This window comes from Pontibacter deserti, from assembly GCF_023630255.1.
In the GTDB taxonomy this organism is placed as follows: domain Bacteria; phylum Bacteroidota; class Bacteroidia; order Cytophagales; family Hymenobacteraceae; genus Pontibacter; species Pontibacter deserti.
The window spans coordinates 105,018-118,537 of sequence record NZ_JALPRS010000003.1; the positions used below are offsets into that span (position 1 = coordinate 105,018).

The following is a 13,520-nucleotide window of genomic DNA, read 5'->3' on the forward strand; positions in this document are numbered from 1 at the left end:
TTTTATCTGAATTGATAACTTATGGTTTTTTCGGACTTGGCTTTACAGCACCAGCTGCAGTGTTTGTCTCCCCGGCTTCACGCACGCTGTCACCTGGCTGTATCGTATTATCACCCTGGTCGTGGTTAGGCATTACTTCACCGTGTGTAGAAGCCCCATGAGCTGCATCACCACCTTCTGCAATATCTTTAACACCTGCATCAGATACATTAGATGTGCTGCGCGTGCCTGGTTCTACATAGTCTGTAGATACCTTTTCACCTGGTCTGTAATCCTTTGGAGTATCGCAGGAAGCCATAAACAAACCGCAAACTGCGGCAAAAACTGCTATTACGTTTTTATTCATTTTTGTATGTTTTTATACTTGATCTATAGATACGGCACCTGCAATTTTACAGGCAACATCTTATACTATAATTACTTACGGCAAATGGTTAAATCTGGCTTATTGTACTGTTAAGCCAGCAGGTTCTTGCGGCGCAGCAAACTTTCCATCAGCTTTACATCGTTAGCGCCTACAAATATACGGTAAGGTAAGTGCAAAAATACCGGTGCCTGAAATGTACGTGCCAACCATCCTTTCCAGCCGCCTGGTAACTGGCTGGCAGTAGGAGGCTGCAGCCATAACAGGAATGCATCATCACTACGTTCTGCCTTCTCAATCATATCCCACGTCATGGTCATTCCTTCGCGTTCGTTGCGCTTCATAATAATCTGGCGTGAATCAATGTCGTATGTCAGTTTCTCGAACAGCACATTCCCCTGTTCTACACGTGTTACACCCACAATCTGAGCTGAACGAAGTGCGATGAAAAGTAACGTAACTATAACCGCAGCCACTACCCACCACCACGAAAAGCTGAATACAGCAGGCAACATTAGCAGCACAAACGGAATTAAGGCATACCACCACTCGCGGCGCCATACTTTGCCAAGGGCTACCTTGGTAAACATATCTTTATCTAACTGGTACTTTTTTGTGCGTATTGTGCCTGGGGTAGGTCCCTGCGGGGCACGAAAGCCGCCTCTGTTTGGTTGTTGCATTCTTGTAATTTCAGATTTTGTTGCCCTGCTGTTTCTTCTGCTTCTGTCTCTGGCTGCAGGGCTGTGCCAAAATTATAGTTTATAAGCCTTCAGGCTCAGGTCCATACTTTTAATAGAGTGCGTTAAAGCTCCCACCGAGATGTAGTCAACTCCACATTCTGCTACTGAGCGTATGGTTGTTTCAGTTATACCTCCGGATGCTTCTGTCTCATATTTCCCACCGATCATAGCCACAGCCTCACGCATCATTTCCGGGGTCATGTTATCCAGCATTATTCTGTGGATGCTACCTGTCTCAAGTGCCTGTCTTACTTCATCCAGGTTGCGGGTCTCTACTTCTATGCGCAAGTCTTTGCCTTTTTCCTGCAGGTAACGCTGTGTGGCAAGTATAGCTTCTTTAATGCCGCCTGCATAATCCACATGGTTATCTTTCAGGATGATCATATCAAATAACCCGAACCTGTGGTTATGGCCGCCTCCAATCAAAACAGCCCATTTCTCCATAATCCGGAAGTTTGGTGTTGTTTTGCGGGTATCCAGGAGTTTGGCGTTGGTGCCTTTTATAAGGTCTGTTAAGTGGTGCGTGTAGGTAGCAATACCGCTCATGCGCTGCATGCAGTTAAGCACCAATCGCTCGGCAGTAAGTATACTTTGCGCTTTACCTTTCACGGTCAGGGCTACATCGCCATACGTTACAGCTGCGCCATCCTGCAACAGCACTTCTACCTGCAGGCTAGGGTCTACGGCGTTAAAGATATAACCGGCCAGCTCTACGCCCGCCAGTATGCCGTCTCCTTTTACCAGCAGGCGCGCCTGGTTCTGTGCATCCGCCGGAATAGAGGCCAACGATGAATGGTCGCCATCGCCGATATCTTCGGCAAGTGCCATCGCGATAAAATCGCTTATACTTTTTTCGGTCAGGTATATAGGTCTCACAGTGCAAAAATAAAAAAAGGCTCGGGATTAACCCCGAGCCTTGCTAAAAATATACGCTTTAAGCTTAATCTTTTATAAAATTCATGGATTGTATCTTCGAATCTTTCATACGTACCAGCACGGTATAGCTTCCAGCTTTAGAAGTATAGGTACCAATAGCATATTGCTGGCCTTTGTCAGACGAGCCCTGGTGGCTGTACGTAAAGTCTACAGGAGCATTTTTGCTGAAAAAGTTCTTCATCACAAACTCAGCCTGCGTGTTACTATAACTGGTAGCTTCTTTACCGTTTAAGGTAAGTTCCACCACACCGCTAAAGTTGCGCGACAAGTCCTTAGAAGACCCTGCTTTCATCGCTGACTTTACACCATCCATCACGCCGCCTTGTGCCACAGCCTGCCCCGCAGACATGAACACGACCATCATCAGCAAAGAGAATACTGCAGCAAACTGTTTTAAATTTTTCATAATGTTGTTTGTAACCTTGCACACTTAATAGCTAAAACTATGCCAACAAATGCACAATATTTCAGGCAATAAAGATAGCAGTTATTAAGCTATATATAAAATCAGCATACTCTGATACAATAAAACCGAAACTATAATCTACTTCTCTGGTATTGCATACACAGTGTAGTTATGCACTTATACTAAACAGCCATTGTAAGATTATGCCTATATTTGCAATATGAACAAGCAGGTACTTTTAGTGATCCTGGATGGGTGGGGAATAGCCACGAACCCAGCGGTTTCAGCCATACACAAAGCACACACTCCTTTTTACGATTCTATCATCAGAAAGTATCCTCATGCCTATTTACAGGCATCTGGTGAGGCCGTAGGATTGCCGGAAGGGCAGATGGGTAACTCCGAAGTTGGCCATATGAATCTTGGTGCCGGCCGCGTCGTGTACCAGGACCTGGTGCTAATCAATAAAACAATAGCCGAGCACAAGCTAAGCAAAATGCCTGCCTTGGCTAATGCCTATAAGTATGCTAAAGAAAACAAGAAGCCTGTTCACCTGATCGGTTTAGTTTCTGATGGCGGTGTGCATTCGCATATCGAGCATCTAAAAGCACTTTGCACCGCAGCTTTTGATGAAGGATTGCAGCAAGTATATATCCATGCATTTACTGATGGCCGCGACACTGATCCGAAAGGCGGTGTAAAGTATATGAATGAGCTGAGCGAGCACATATACCGCACTACCGGAACTATAGCTTCTGTAATTGGCCGTTATTATGCAATGGACCGCGACAACCGTTGGGAGCGTGTAAAGCTGGCTTATGACCTGATGGTGAAAGGTGAAGGTACCTCTTCTTCTAATGTGATCGCTTCTATACTTGAGTCTTATAATGCCGGTGTTACCGATGAGTTTATAAAGCCTATAGTTCGTGTAGACAGCAACGGGGAGCCTGTGGCAACTATAAAAGATGGTGATGTCGTGATCTGCTTCAACTTCAGAACAGACCGTGGCCGTGAAATTACCCAGGCGCTTACACAGCGCGATTTCCCGGAGCAGAACCTGCACAAGCTGAACCTGCACTACGTAACCATGACCAACTACGACGATACATTTGAGAATGTAACGCCGATATTTGATAAAGATAACCTGAACAACACGCTGGGCGAAGTGCTGGAGAAAGCCGGCAGAACACAGATTCGCATTGCTGAGACTGAGAAATACCCGCACGTTACGTTCTTTTTTTCAGGGGGCCGCGAAACCGAGTTTAAAGGTGAGCGCCGATTGCTTTGTCCATCTCCTAAAGTAGCCACTTACGACCTGAAGCCGGAAATGAGTGCTTATGACCTGCGCGATGCCTTAGTGCCGGAACTGCAACAGAAGAGCGCCGATTTTGTGTGCCTCAACTTCGCCAACCCGGACATGGTGGGCCATACCGGTGTTTTCGAAGCTGCCGTAAAAGCCTGCGAAGTGGTAGATGAGTGTGCTGCTGCCGTGGTAACTACAGCCCTCGAAAACGGGTATGATACCATTGTGATTGCAGACCATGGCAACGCCGATTGCATGATTAACGAAGATGGCTCGCCAAATACCGCGCATACAACTAACCTGGTGCCATGCATTTTAGTAAGTAATACTTTTGCCGGTGAACTGAACGATGGTAAGCTGGGTGATATTGCACCAACTATACTTGAGCTGATGGGTATATCACAACCAGCTGAAATGACTGGTAAATCACTGATAAAACATTAAAACTGTGAGAAACTATAGTTTAGCCTTAGTAAGTAGTATGTTACTGGCGCTGGCAGCCTGCGAACAGCCTGTACCCCGTAGCAGCTCTACCGACGATGGCTACTATAACCTGACAGCTTATGTACAGCAGGAAAAGCAGCGCCTGCAGACCGAACAGCCTGCTGTACTTAAATCAGTGCAAACAGAAAATGAGCCCGCTGAAACGATACAGACAGATAGGCTTGATTGGGAAGAAGAGCTTACTGTGTTTGAAGAAGCTGATATAAGTAAACCCACCCTGCGGGAGTACTATACCAGGGAAGAACAAGCCTTACCCGATGGTGGCAAAATCATTAAGTTTGTAAAGAAGGAAGATGCTGAAGCTCCTGTAATGTATCTATACCTGCAGTTAAGCCCTGAGCAAAAGATACAACGCCTGGAAGCTACCCTGCTGGACCAGAACCTGCTCTTTTTTTCTAAACGAAAAGCTATACTTGATGCCAACGCGGAAACTGGCAAGTTAGAGAGCTATAGTGTAAATGGTGTTCAGAAATTGATCTTCGGAGACTCTTTACATTACACTATACAGGCCAACCTGTAGCACATAAACTTCCATTAAAAACGCATACACTAATTTAAAATTTGCACTTTACCCTCTTTTATTTGTAATACGTAAGCTATTTTATACTTCTACTCACAGCTTTTATGCGTTTTACTACTCCTTTGTGGCTCTTGCTGCTGCTGTGTTTGGCTATGCCAGGCTATAGCCAGGTTGCGCCTGCCAGTAAACCTAAAGGCAGAACCTGCGCAACAGACCAGTATCAGGAACTACTGGAACAAGAACAACCGGGAATAAAACTGCAACAGCAAAAGGCAAAGGAAGCTGCACTGCAATACATTAATCGTCAGTCAGAAGGAAAAGCGCTGCGCAAGGCAACAACTATCACTATACCTGTTGTTTTTCATGTGCTGTACAATACTCCGGAGCAGAACATTTCAGATGAACAGATCTACTCGCAGTTGGCCGTATTGAACGCAGATTTCAGGAGGACCAATGAAGACAAAATAAATACCCCCAGCCATTTCGCCGCTTTGGCAGGAGACGCAAATATAGAGTTCTGCCTGGCCTCTACAGACCCAAATGGCGAACTGTCGAACGGTATTACGCGCACCCAAACAGCTACAACCAGTTTTAGTGTGAGCAACAGCCGGATAAAACGCAGTGCCAATGGTGGCGCGGATGCCTGGGACCGAGACCAGTACCTTAATATTTGGGTAGGTAATATCGGAGATAACATTTTAGGCTGGGCTACTTTCCCAGGAGTTATGACATCTCCTCAGAACGATGGAGTTGTACTACACTACCAGACAGTAGGCGCTGCTCCCTATAACACTACCAACTGGCAATATAACAGAGGCCGCACAGCAACCCACGAAATAGGTCATTGGCTCGGGTTACAACATATTTGGGGAGAAGCGAGTGCATCCTGCAACGACTCTGATGATATAGAAGACACCCCGAATCAGTATAAACCCAATTATGAGTGTCCGAGTGGAATAATGCTTTCCTGTGGCAATGGCCCGTATGGCGATATGTGGCAAAACTACATGGATTATAGCGATGATGCCTGCATGAACCTGTTTACGAACGGCCAGATTGCTTACATGACTGCTGTCCTTAACTCCTCCAGAAGTAAACTATTGATATCCGTAGCATGTACCGGCGGCTTACGGGCTGATTTTGAAACAGCTACAGACACTTTAATACAGGCAGGAGAAACAGTCGCGTTTAAAGACAAGTCGGTGGGGGTAAAGCCTACATCATGGCTATGGGAATTTGAAGGCGGTACACCGGCACTATCTACAGAGCGTAACCCTATTGTTACTTACAAAGCCCCGGGCAAGTATAAGGTAAAGCTTACAATTGCTAACAGCGAGATGAGCAGCACCGAAACAAAAAGCCAGTTTGTTGAGGTTACTTCAAATGAGCTAGTAGTTTATCCGATACCGGCCTCTGATTATATCCTGCTGGAGCAGCCTGCTCATGTAGAGCTAAAACATGTAGAATTAATAGACAGAGTAGGCAAGGTTATGTTAAGCCAGGAAGTAAGCACCCGTAAAGCAGAATTAAACACACAGGGCCTGCCCGCTGGTATATACTTCCTGCGAATCAGTGGCTCTACAGGAGTGGAAACTAAAAAGATAACGATACTCCGGTAAACTAGCTGTTACTTCCCGTTAAGGTCACTACTATCCAGCGTTTAGATGTATGGTTGCGGTGCTCGCACAGGTAAATTCCCTGCCAGGTACCTAAATTAAACTTACCGTTTGTGATAGGCACTGTTACAGAACTGCCAAGTATAGCTGCTTTTAAGTGTGCAGGCATATCATCGGGTCCTTCTGTAGTATGCCGGTAATAGGGAGCATTCTCTGGTACCATCTTATTAAAGTGGCTTTCAAAATCCTGTCGCACAGTGGGGTCTGCATCTTCGTTTATAGTTAAACTGGCTGAAGTATGCTTTATAAAAATGTGCGCTATTCCTACTTTAATATCTTCCAGTTCCGGCAACTGCGACTCGATCAGGTCTGTGATCAAATGAAAACCCCGTTGTACAGCCGGCAATCGTATTTCTTTCTGATACCACATATTTAATTTCGAATTTTGATTGAGTGAATAACTGAATAAGGACCTAAATTAAAATGTACTATAATTGCTCATTCCTGAGATACAGTTTTGAGGATGCTAAATAAAAAGTATACTTCACATCTTTTCATTCACTCATTCAAAATCCAGTTATTCAAAATTAATCTATCACACGTTCGTAGGCGCCTATGTCCGGGGTGGTGGAGTGGCGGTTGGTTCCGGTAAGGTCTTTGGTTATAGTTTGTAATACCTTGGCCGCATTACTCGCCGGAGATAGTGTATCTAACCTGAAGTTATACTTGGCTGCTTCCTTAAACTTTGGTTCTAGGTTAAATATGTTGCCGTTACCGCCAAGCTGATCTTTATACTTTGCGGTGCGCAGCAGGTTGTTAGCTACTTCTATTCTTGCGCCATCTTTTACATCTAACAACAGTTCATCTTCAGCACTAAAATCATCTGAGTAAACTATAGAATTGATCAGGAGCAGGCTCGTGGGTTTGTCTTTAATTTCCGTATCCGGAATGTAATCTGTAACTACAAAGGCCGGTGTTTCGCGGGAAAGTGTGCTGTTATAGTTTACAATAGTAGAGTATAGCACTTCATAATTACCTCCACCAAGCCCCCCGAAGCCAAATTGCCCGCAGTTGTAGATCAGCGAATTAACAACCTGCACATCCGAAGTAAACGCAATAATCCCATCCAGGAAAGCATGTGCTATTACACAACCTTCTACCAGGGTACCTGCCTTGCCGGGGTTACCTATGCGTAGCCCATAGGTTGTATTAAATACATCTGCATACTTTATACTATTGTTGCTGCTCTTGGTCAGTATCCGGATACCTTCCCACTGCCCCGGTGCACGCACGTATTCCGGCTCTCGACGGTACCCACTGAATACCACCCGCTCCTCAGGAGTACCATTTACCTGCAGCGACCCATTTACCAACAACACACCCTTACTACCTGCTACTATGCGTGCGCCCTTTTCTATTGTTAGTGTAGCGCCTTCCTGTACTAAAATAGTGTCCATTAGCACGTGGGGCAGGTCGTTTGTCCAGGTGGTGGTGCCAATCGTTTCTTTGCGATGAAAAACAGCATTCTGGCCATAAGCTACCAGTTTTACACTTTGCCGCTGCCCGTTTGTATCAAAAAGTATGGAGTCAGCCACCAGGAAAGGCAGGCTCGCATCATTCGGGTTGATGTTCACCTTTACTAAAATATACAGGCTGTCTTTGCCGCGCAGTTCCAGGTTGTTGCGAACTATACTTTCCTGGCCGTTAATGATGAGGTTGTAAGGAGAGGCCTCGGCGCCAGCCAGAGTGATGTTACTGATACGAACTGCCTTTTTATTGGGATTATATACTTTCAGGCGTTTGGTTACACTGCCTTGTGTCACAAATACGGTATCAAACAACACCGTGTCCTGCGAGAAAGAAAGTATGGCGCCCCTGTCAGTAGTTACTATTTCATCCTTCGGCTCACAACTAAGTAGCGAGAGCAGGCAGAGCAGGGGCAGTATGGCGAGCAGGTATCTCAAAGTATAATGTTGGTTATTCGTTGTTCGCTTCTGAAAGTATAGGTTGTAGAGCACCCTTATACTTATCTGGTCTTCAACGGTTCAGCAACTTAACCATTAAAACACCCAACAATTTAGCAATAAAAAAGAAAAAGGATGCAGTAGCGGCTATACTTGCTTCTGCATCCTTTTTAATAACTCTTATCTGTTACAGATATTATTCTGCTGTAGCGCCTTCTTTCAGTCGTTCAGCGTTTTCTGCAATTCGCAGTTCTTCTACAAAGTCATCGATGCCGCCATCCATTACGTTTGGCAAGTTATAAACTGTATAACCAATACGGTGATCGGTAACACGGCCTTGTGGGTAGTTGTAGGTACGGATCTTATCTGAACGATCGCCGCCGCCTACCATGCTTTTACGCTGAGCACCTTCGGCTTCGTTTTTCTTAGCTAGTTCTACTTCATAAATACGTGAGCGAAGTACTGCCAACGCTTTGTCAAAGTTCTTAAGCTGCGATTTCTGGTCCTGGCACTGGGCTACAATACCGGTTGGAAGGTGTGTTAAACGAACCGCCGAGTATGTTGTGTTTACCGACTGACCACCCGGACCTGAAGAACAGAAAAGATCTTTACGGATATCGTTCATGTCGATCTCCACATCAAATTCTTCTGCCTCTGGCAACACCACCACCGATGCCACCGAAGTATGGATACGGCCTTGCGTTTCGGTAGCCGGTACACGCTGCACACGGTGCACACCAGATTCGAACTTCAGTTTGCCATATACATCGTCGCCGGTGATACCAACTATAATTTCTTTATAACCACCCGAAGTACCTTCTGTAGCATCCATCAACTCCATTTTCCAGCCCTGCTTTTCAGCAAAACGGCTGTACATGCGGTAAAGGTCACCGGCAAAGATAGAAGCTTCGTCGCCACCCGCACCCGCACGGATTTCCATGATAATATCCTTACTATCGTTAGGGTCTTTTGGTATCAGAAGTTCTTTCAGAGTATCTTCCATCTGATCGCGCTGCGGCAACAGGGTATCTAGCTCTTCTTTAGCCATCTCCCGGAAGTCCTCATCCTTTTCAGTAGCAATTACCTGCTTTGCATTATCAATATTGCTCAGAATGTTCAGATACTTCTTATATTCAACTACAATCTTGTCAAGGTCTTTATACTCTTTGTTCAGCGCCTTGAACCTCTTCATGTCGCTGGCCACATCCGGCTGAATAAGCAACTGGCTTACCTCTTCAAAACGCTGGTTTATGGCTTCTAATTTATCTAACATTGTGCTTCTCTGGTTTTAGGCTGCAAAGATACAAAATTGGCATATAGATTTTATTATCCATTTTGCCACCTAAGTATAAATCTGCTGCCATAATTTGTTCTAAGCTATAACTTTAAACCTGCACGTATAGTTTCAGAAGCTCTTAAACCAAATAATGAATGCTACATTATAGACAAAAACTATTAAGGGATAAATTAAATCTATTGAAACTATTATAAGAGTATCACCTGAAACATTTACTTTTGGCAGGAGTTAATAACTAGTGACATTCCTCTGATCAATTAAAATTCAAAAGAAGAAATATGGCTGTAATAGTAGCAACTGACAACGATTTTACTCAAGTACTGAACTCAAACCAGAAAGTGGTAGTGAAATACTTCGCTGATTGGTGTGGCAGCTGCCGCCTGTTTTCGCCTAAGTTTAAGCGTATGTCTGATGACGAAGCTTTTGCAAGTATAGCTTTTGTGGATGTGAACGCTGAAACAAGCCCGGAAGCACGTAAGCTAGCCAGCGTAACCAACCTGCCATTTTTCGCCATCTTTAAAAACGGACAATTGGTTGACACTGTAGCTGCCAGCAAAGAAGAAGCTGTTCGCGAACTGATTCACAAACTAGATGCTTAATAACCATGAAAATACCTGCGATTAAAAAACTGGTAGAAACCTATAAACTAGACGAACTGGTTGCTGCTGAGGCTGCCATTGTAGATGAACAGCCTTTAGCAATTGAAGTGGAAGGCGACGACGAAGGCGAGCAGCTAACGCACGTATTAGCCGCCGTCTGGATACTGAATGAAATGAATGATAATGGCGCTGACTTTAAAACTGCTTTGCGCGCTTATACCCAAAAAGTGCGGGTTTCTATCAGTTAGCTATACTTTATACCTCTAACACAAAGGCCCGGACAGTTAGCCCGGGCCTTTGTGTTATAAGTTATTTTTAGAAAAGTATTCTTCAGCCATTTTGCCTCCCATATCGGTACAGATGCCGCGCACATAGTATAAATAAATACTCCGGAATACTTCTGCCAGGTCATACTTGTCCGGAGGGAAAACCATAGGGTTGATCATCATAAAGAATTGCTCCAGTAAAATCTTGGTAACCAGTTGCAGGTTTATATCCCTGCGGAAGTAACCTTCCAATATACCTCTGTTCAGAATTTCGGCATTTACCTGCTGGTTGTTTCTGCTTAGGTTATCCATACTTGCCTGCCACGCTTCCGGGTAAAGCTGCATATCAGAAATAAAAACAGGATTGATATCCTTCATTTTTGTTATACCATCCACCAGCAACATCATAATCTCTTCAACTGGGTTTTTAGCTTTGGATAACATTTCCTGCTGTTCCAGCTTCTGCTTTTCAATATCAAACCGGACAACCTGCAATACCATATCCTGCTTGTTTGCAAAAAGCTCCTGATAGGTTGCTTGCCTGATATCCAGCCTCCGGATAATATCGGCTTCGGAATTGGCCTCTATTCCTTCACGTTTAAAAAGTTGCAGGATTTCTTCCAGTATAGTTTCTAAAAAAGTCATTGTTTATTACTGTAGCAGGTATAAGCTTTATCAATGAAGCTATACTTACGTAAATCGAGAGTTTATTGATTAATTGGTCGGTCAGGTAAAAGTATAGATACTTTACAGTAACTACAAATGACTTTAAGGTGAGGAAGGAGTTTAAATAAGAAAGTATAACCCTAGAAAAAAAAGCAACTGTACCAGGTATACTACTGGTGCCAGCCTGTTATGCTTATAAATAGCAGTAAAATGGAAATATAGCTGCATCAGGAAAGCCAGCAACAGCCAACCTATATAATTAGAGAACGGAATTACATTGCCCTGCCAGTTCCAGAAATCAAAGTGCATGGCTACCGGCTCCAGAAAAAAATCGAGCAGCACCATTAGGGCAGAGCTAATTAAAGCCTTAGCCCACGGGTTTACGTTGAATTTAGCGGCTATAGTTCCGGTGCTGTACGTTAGCATCAACCAGTTTAACCCTATTAACAAAGGCACCTCCCACAGTTTTATACCTAAAGCCGCGCCATACCTGTACTGCCCAAACAGCAAGCCTGTGTGCACACCTATTACTTCTGCCAAAAACCCGGTTACAGCTATAACTGTTGCAAACAGTATAAAATGCGCATTCCAGTTCCGGTGCAGACTAAAAAGCAGCATATTGGTAAGCAGCAGGTTTAATGGTGTAAGCTCCTGAAAGTACATAGGCCGCCCACTGAATAACAAACCCCAGAAACCTACTGCATGAAAGATAATAAGCACGGCCAGGGCAACCCAGAAACCTAACCTTTTAGCAGGTCTGGCTGGTGTAAGTGTAGCGCTATCAGTTATACTTTTAATCATCAGGTTTATTTATACTTTGGTGCCGGAGCCAGATCTGCCACAATTTTAGCCGAAAGCAGACAAAGCGGAATGCCACCGCCCGGGTGTACACTTCCTCCGCAAAAGTATAGACTGTTAAGCTTGTTACTAAAGTTCGGGTGACGAAGGAAGGCTGCTAACCTGTTATTGGAGCTACTGCCATACAGTGCCCCTGCAAACGACGATGTACGACTTTCTATAGTTAATGGGTCCAGCACCTGTTCCTGTTCAATTAGTGGCTCCAGGTCTATGTGCAACATCTGGCTGAGCTTGCGCAAAACTGTTTCACGTGTAACGGCTGTCAGTTCCTCCCATTTCTGCCCCTGGTGGTGCGGCACGTTCACCATCACAAACCAGTTCTCGCTGCCGGCAGGTGCATCTTCAGGTTCCAGCTTAGAAGTAATATTAACATAAACAGTTGGGTCCTGACTTATAGTTTTGTGTTTAAAGATATGCTCGAACTCGGTTTTATAGTTGCCGCTGAAGAATATGTTATGCAGGTGCAGCTGCGGAAATTCTTTATTAATGCCCCAGTAATAGATCAGGGCTGAGCTGGAACGTGGTTGCTGTAATGTTCTTTCCGGTGCCGGTTGGTCAGGTAACAACCTGCGATATGTAGGTACAACATCCATATTACTGACTACCACATCTGCAGTATACTTCCCGGTAGTAGTTCGCACGCCGGTTACTTTATTATTGGTAACAAAAATCTGCTCTACCTTCTCGTTATACCTGAACTGCACACCCAGCTCTTCGGCCAGTTTTACCAGGCTTGCTGCTATACTATAAATGCCTCCTTTCGGGTAAAAAGCGCCAATGCCGTGTTCTAAATGTGGTATGATATTAAGCGTGGCCGGTGCCTGATAAGGATCAGATCCATTGTAGGTAGCAAACCTGTCGAGCAGCTGCACAAACCGATGATCAGAAAAAAGGCTTTTGTTAGCATCGTGCATAGTGGTTGTTAGTCCTAAATCAGGCAAACACTGCAGCGATTTCAGCACATCGGTGCTCAGGTAAGTATTTAGTTTGTGAAGCGACTTGTGCAGAAATGTATCGGCGGTGCCTTTATAAAGACGCGCACTTTTGTTAAGCGCTTCTATTACCGCTTGCTGTGATACTCCTAGTTGTGTCTCGGCTTCCCTGGCAAACTGTTCCGGATCAGCATAAGCTTTTAATTGAGCACCATCCGGCCAGAAGTAATGTGTAATCAGATCTAAACGGGTATAGGTAAAATAATCTTCAGGGTTTCGATCAGCAAGTATAAACAGCTCATCTACCAGGTGCGGCAGTGTAAACAGCGATGGCCCAGCATCAAACCTATAGTTACCCAGCCAGAACTCATGCATTTTACCACCAAAGCTTTCATTGGCCTCAAACACAGTAACCTCATAGCCTTTTACGGCCAGCCTTATACTTGCTGCAATGCCGCCAATACCGGCTCCTATAATTGCTGCGCTTGCCATACTGTAAGTTACTTATTTCTGTGTTTCTGTGCACTAACTGACAGTGCCCTGCAAAGG

Annotated in this window: 15 protein-coding genes; 5 read left to right on the forward strand and 10 right to left on the reverse strand. The window is 44.6% G+C overall.

The annotated features are described in order from the left end of the window. Nucleotides 1-19: 19 nt before the first annotated feature. The 4 genes from MJ612_RS15340 to MJ612_RS15355 form a co-directional block, all read right to left on the reverse strand. Nucleotides 20-346, reverse strand: coding sequence for a hypothetical protein (locus MJ612_RS15340; RefSeq protein WP_187033781.1), 327 nt, complete (start codon nucleotides 344-346; stop codon nucleotides 20-22). 110 nt (nucleotides 347-456) lie between these two features. Further along, nucleotides 457-1,044 carry a hypothetical protein gene (locus tag MJ612_RS15345; RefSeq protein WP_187033780.1) on the reverse strand — a complete coding sequence of 196 codons (588 nt, stop codon included), beginning with the start codon at nucleotides 1,042-1,044 and terminating at the stop codon, nucleotides 457-459. 72 nt (nucleotides 1,045-1,116) lie between these two features. Next, nucleotides 1,117-1,980, reverse strand: a complete 864-nt coding sequence (nadC, locus tag MJ612_RS15350; protein WP_187033779.1) for a carboxylating nicotinate-nucleotide diphosphorylase — start codon at nucleotides 1,978-1,980, stop codon at nucleotides 1,117-1,119. Nucleotides 1,981-2,044: 64 nt separating this feature from the next. Beyond that, nucleotides 2,045-2,446 (reverse strand): DUF4783 domain-containing protein, encoded by a 402-nt coding sequence (locus MJ612_RS15355; RefSeq protein ID WP_187033778.1) that lies wholly within the window; start codon nucleotides 2,444-2,446, stop codon nucleotides 2,045-2,047. Nucleotides 2,447-2,666: 220 nt separating this feature from the next. On the opposite strand from MJ612_RS15355, the gene gpmI reads away from it, so the two are divergent. The 3 genes from gpmI to MJ612_RS15370 all read left to right on the forward strand — a co-directional run bounded on the left by gpmI (nucleotide 2,667) and on the right by MJ612_RS15370 (nucleotide 6,392). Next, nucleotides 2,667-4,193 carry a 2,3-bisphosphoglycerate-independent phosphoglycerate mutase gene (gene gpmI / locus MJ612_RS15360; protein WP_187033777.1) on the forward strand — a complete coding sequence of 509 codons (1,527 nt, stop codon included), beginning with the start codon at nucleotides 2,667-2,669 and terminating at the stop codon, nucleotides 4,191-4,193. A gap of 4 nt (nucleotides 4,194-4,197) precedes the next feature. Further along, nucleotides 4,198-4,773, forward strand: a complete 576-nt coding sequence (locus MJ612_RS15365) for a DENN domain-containing protein (RefSeq protein WP_187033776.1) — start codon at nucleotides 4,198-4,200, stop codon at nucleotides 4,771-4,773. A gap of 104 nt (nucleotides 4,774-4,877) precedes the next feature. Beyond that, nucleotides 4,878-6,392 (forward strand): M43 family zinc metalloprotease, encoded by a 1,515-nt coding sequence (locus MJ612_RS15370; protein WP_187033775.1) that lies wholly within the window; start codon nucleotides 4,878-4,880, stop codon nucleotides 6,390-6,392. A gap of 1 nt (nucleotide 6,393) precedes the next feature. On the opposite strand, the gene MJ612_RS15375 is transcribed toward MJ612_RS15370, so the two are convergent. The 3 genes from MJ612_RS15375 to prfA all read right to left on the reverse strand — a co-directional run bounded on the left by MJ612_RS15375 (nucleotide 6,394) and on the right by prfA (nucleotide 9,626). After that, nucleotides 6,394-6,819, reverse strand: a complete 426-nt coding sequence (locus tag MJ612_RS15375; protein ID WP_187033774.1) for a secondary thiamine-phosphate synthase enzyme YjbQ — start codon at nucleotides 6,817-6,819, stop codon at nucleotides 6,394-6,396. Nucleotides 6,820-6,976: 157 nt separating this feature from the next. Further along, nucleotides 6,977-8,353: a right-handed parallel beta-helix repeat-containing protein gene (locus tag MJ612_RS15380; RefSeq protein WP_187033773.1), complete on the reverse strand. Its 1,377-nt coding sequence runs from the start codon at nucleotides 8,351-8,353 to the stop codon at nucleotides 6,977-6,979. Between the two features lie 196 nt (nucleotides 8,354-8,549). Next, a complete protein-coding gene (gene prfA, locus MJ612_RS15385; RefSeq protein WP_187033772.1) occupies nucleotides 8,550-9,626 on the reverse strand; it encodes a peptide chain release factor 1 in 1,077 nt (358 codons plus the stop codon). A 302-nt stretch (nucleotides 9,627-9,928) separates the two neighbouring features. On the opposite strand from prfA, the gene MJ612_RS15390 reads away from it, so the two are divergent. Together MJ612_RS15390 and MJ612_RS15395 are read left to right on the forward strand one after the other, a co-directional pair. Then, nucleotides 9,929-10,249: a thioredoxin domain-containing protein gene (locus MJ612_RS15390; protein WP_187033771.1), complete on the forward strand. Its 321-nt coding sequence runs from the start codon at nucleotides 9,929-9,931 to the stop codon at nucleotides 10,247-10,249. Nucleotides 10,250-10,254: 5 nt separating this feature from the next. Then, a complete protein-coding gene (locus tag MJ612_RS15395; RefSeq protein WP_187033770.1) occupies nucleotides 10,255-10,497 on the forward strand; it encodes a DUF6952 family protein in 243 nt (80 codons plus the stop codon). 54 nt (nucleotides 10,498-10,551) lie between these two features. Here MJ612_RS15395 and MJ612_RS15400 read toward each other — a convergent pair whose 3' ends face one another. The 3 genes from MJ612_RS15400 to crtD all read right to left on the reverse strand — a co-directional run bounded on the left by MJ612_RS15400 (nucleotide 10,552) and on the right by crtD (nucleotide 13,463). Beyond that, entirely contained in the window at nucleotides 10,552-11,160 is a 609-nt protein-coding gene (locus MJ612_RS15400; protein WP_187033769.1) for a TetR/AcrR family transcriptional regulator, read from the reverse strand. 141 nt (nucleotides 11,161-11,301) lie between these two features. Then, nucleotides 11,302-11,982, reverse strand: a complete 681-nt coding sequence (locus MJ612_RS15405) for a carotenoid biosynthesis protein (protein WP_187033768.1) — start codon at nucleotides 11,980-11,982, stop codon at nucleotides 11,302-11,304. Between the two features lie 5 nt (nucleotides 11,983-11,987). Continuing rightward, nucleotides 11,988-13,463: a 1-hydroxycarotenoid 3,4-desaturase CrtD gene (gene crtD, locus MJ612_RS15410; RefSeq protein WP_187033767.1), complete on the reverse strand. Its 1,476-nt coding sequence runs from the start codon at nucleotides 13,461-13,463 to the stop codon at nucleotides 11,988-11,990. Nucleotides 13,464-13,520 lie beyond the last annotated feature (57 nt).

Bases quoted from the DNA above. Each gene is read 5' to 3' on its own strand.
- MJ612_RS15340 (WP_187033781.1), bottom strand. From the start codon at position 346: ATGAATAAAAACGTAATAGCAGTTTTTGCCGCAGTTTGCGGTTTGTTT.
- MJ612_RS15345 (WP_187033780.1), bottom strand. From the start codon at position 1,044: ATGCAACAACCAAACAGAGGCGGCTTTCGTGCCCCGCAGGGACCTACC.
- MJ612_RS15355 (WP_187033778.1), bottom strand. From the start codon at position 2,446: ATGAAAAATTTAAAACAGTTTGCTGCAGTATTCTCTTTGCTGATGATG.
- gpmI (WP_187033777.1), top strand. From the start codon at position 2,667: ATGAACAAGCAGGTACTTTTAGTGATCCTGGATGGGTGGGGAATAGCC.
- MJ612_RS15370 (WP_187033775.1), top strand. From the start codon at position 4,878: ATGCGTTTTACTACTCCTTTGTGGCTCTTGCTGCTGCTGTGTTTGGCT.
- MJ612_RS15375 (WP_187033774.1), bottom strand. From the start codon at position 6,819: ATGTGGTATCAGAAAGAAATACGATTGCCGGCTGTACAACGGGGTTTT.
- prfA (WP_187033772.1), bottom strand. From the start codon at position 9,626: ATGTTAGATAAATTAGAAGCCATAAACCAGCGTTTTGAAGAGGTAAGC.
- MJ612_RS15390 (WP_187033771.1), top strand. From the start codon at position 9,929: ATGGCTGTAATAGTAGCAACTGACAACGATTTTACTCAAGTACTGAAC.
- MJ612_RS15395 (WP_187033770.1), top strand. From the start codon at position 10,255: ATGAAAATACCTGCGATTAAAAAACTGGTAGAAACCTATAAACTAGAC.
- MJ612_RS15400 (WP_187033769.1), bottom strand. From the start codon at position 11,160: ATGACTTTTTTAGAAACTATACTGGAAGAAATCCTGCAACTTTTTAAA.
- MJ612_RS15405 (WP_187033768.1), bottom strand. From the start codon at position 11,982: ATGATTAAAAGTATAACTGATAGCGCTACACTTACACCAGCCAGACCT.
- crtD (WP_187033767.1), bottom strand. From the start codon at position 13,463: ATGGCAAGCGCAGCAATTATAGGAGCCGGTATTGGCGGCATTGCAGCA.